This window comes from Rhodococcus sp. 05-2254-6 (genome assembly GCF_002258565.1).
Lineage (GTDB): Bacteria > Actinomycetota > Actinomycetes > Mycobacteriales > Mycobacteriaceae > Rhodococcoides.
The window spans coordinates 1-720 of sequence record NZ_NOZF01000160.1; the positions used below are offsets into that span (position 1 = coordinate 1).

The window sequence follows — 720 nt, forward strand, 5'->3', positions numbered from 1 at the left end:
GGGGTGCTCGTGTGGACGTTCATGTCCGACCTCTCTCATACGCCATGGGTGACTCGGCTCACAGACGACACTAGGACTCCCGATCGATTCATGTCCAAGACCATCTGCGCATCGACCGATGCAGTAGTGGCATCGGTAGGCACAGCGGGAGCCCATCACACCTGGCAGCGCGATCGATACCGAGAGTGGATCGAATGTGACTTTTTTAGACTTGGACATGTATCGATCGCCCTTCTACCGTGGTGAGCTATGAGCCAGGTCACGCCTCGGCGTCAGTGCACGCACCGCATCACAGCCCTAGGAGTCACCCCATGACAGCGTCGACGACACAGTCCACCACTCTCACCGGCCGGATGATCATCGCCGGCGTCCCGGTATTCGGTGCCGGCGCGCAGATTCACGGAATCGACCCCAGCACCGGCAGAGATCTCGAACCCGCCTACGGGCACGGAGACAACAACGACGTCGAGAAGGCCTGTGTTGCAGCGGCCGACGCCTTCGCCGACTACCGGGCCACGTCCTCGGAGACCCGCGCGCAGTTCCTCGAGACCATCGCCGACAACATCGCGGCGCTCGGCGACACCCTGATCGAGCGCACCGTCGCAGAATCAGGACTTCCGCTGGCCCGCATCACCGGCGAGGTCGGCCGCACCACCGGACAACTGCGTCTGTTCGCTTCCGTTCTGCGCGAGGGCAGTTGGAACGGAGCCCGTATCGATC

At 62.8% G+C, this 720-nt stretch carries 1 protein-coding gene; it reads left to right on the forward strand.

Annotated features, from left to right (window positions below; translation table 11 throughout):
- Nucleotides 1-311: 311 nt before the first annotated feature.
- On the forward strand, nucleotides 312-720 hold a 409-nt coding region (locus tag CH256_RS22545; RefSeq protein WP_143536645.1), incomplete at its 3' end, for an aldehyde dehydrogenase family protein.